The sequence below is a fragment of the Mycobacterium sp. E1715 genome, from assembly GCF_001667625.1.
In the GTDB taxonomy this organism is placed as follows: Bacteria; Actinomycetota; Actinomycetes; order Mycobacteriales; family Mycobacteriaceae; genus Mycobacterium.
Genome location: NZ_LZJJ01000179.1, coordinates 1 through 1315, shown reverse-complemented (window position 1 = coordinate 1315; position 1315 = coordinate 1). Strand labels below are relative to the sequence as shown.

Here is a 1315-nt window from a genome sequence, read left to right as displayed (position 1 = left end):
CCACCACGATGAACGGCCAGACCGGAACCCCCGAGTCCCGGCCCCCGGCCGTGCCACCTGCGGCCGGTGGTCCCGGCGTGCCCGTGCCGGAGACCGTCAACCGAAACGACCAGGATCCGGAGACCACGTGGCCGTCCGCGGACGTGACCCGATAGTTCACCGTGTACGTGCCGGCCGGGCCCAGCGGCCGCAAGCCGATGCCGACGACCGCGCCGTGGACCGTCGGGTCGCCGGCGGACCACACATTGCCGTCGGGCCCGACGACGGTCATGGCCGCGAACGTGGTCTGCAGCTGTTCGTTGAACGTGGCGCTCACGCGCTCTGGCCCCGCCGCGAGGACCGCGTTGTCGGCCGGATCGGTGGCCACCCGGGCGGCATGGGCCGACGCCTCCGGCGCGGTCATCGTCGCGATCAGCCAGAGGGCACCGACGCATGCGGCAATCGCCAACCGCCTCATGCCCGGCGGCGGATCAGTCCGAGGCAGACTCCCAGCGCGGCCACGACCAGGGCCCCGCCGCCCAACATCCGGGCGGTGTTGTCCGCGGGTTTGGGCGGAGGCCCGGACACCTGGTCGGCCGGCGTGACAGAAGACGGATGGTGGCCGTGGGATGCCGCCGGTCCGACGGCAAGTGTCAGCGTGGGCGCCGGGTGCTCCGGCTCACCACCGCCCGGCAGCGGCGGCTGGTCCCACTTGACGACCGTGCCGTCGGAATAGGTCTGCGTGGCCGGGAAACTGACGGTGTCGGTATCGGGCAGCTTCATCGAGACGCGGAACAGCGCGAACTGGTCAGCCCCGATGCCGCCTCCTGGCGCGGCCGTCCACGTCACCGAGCGCACGGCGCCCGATGCCGCGTCACGGTCCAGCCTGGCCGTCCACCCCGGGGCGGTTTCGGTGCTGGCCGCGGCCACGTCGGGCAGGGCGACGCTCAGCGCGGTGGTCAGTGCGCCCGTGTTCGATTCGTTGGGGACCTGGAAGGTGACGATCGCCATGGCGCCGCGCAGCGCGTTGTCGCTGCTGGCGTGGACGTGGGCCCACGCCGCCGGAAGCTGTGCGGCCGAGACGGCGTAGAGGGTGAGGGCGGCGGCCACCGCGACCGGGACGCGGGAGACCCGCGCTCGGATCGGCATGCCGGGCCGCCGCATTCGGTTGATCAGCTCAACCCGAGCCGGGCCATCAGGTCCGCCTCGATCCCGTCGAGCTGCGCCGCGATCGCCGCGTGCGCCGCCCGGCGGCGCGTGGCCGGCATGTTCTCCGCGGCGGTGACAGCCGCCGACAGGTCGGTGAGCCGCTCGGTGATGGCCGACGCGAACTGCC

3 protein-coding genes are annotated in these 1315 nt (G+C 73.5%); all 3 read right to left on the bottom strand.

Annotation, left to right across the window (positions count from 1 at the left end):
• The coding region (locus A9X03_RS09925) for a copper resistance CopC family protein (RefSeq protein ID WP_068260838.1) at window positions 1-457 on the bottom strand (457 nt) is incomplete at its 3' end.
• Complete coding sequence (locus tag A9X03_RS09920; protein ID WP_067782696.1) at window positions 454-1128, bottom strand: YcnI family protein; 675 nt, start codon at window positions 1126-1128, stop codon at window positions 454-456. The genes A9X03_RS09920 and A9X03_RS09925, both read right to left, overlap by 4 nt.
• Before the next feature lie 23 nt (window positions 1129-1151).
• The coding region (locus A9X03_RS29750) for a DUF6474 family protein (RefSeq protein WP_231975380.1) at window positions 1152-1315 on the bottom strand (164 nt) is incomplete at its 5' end.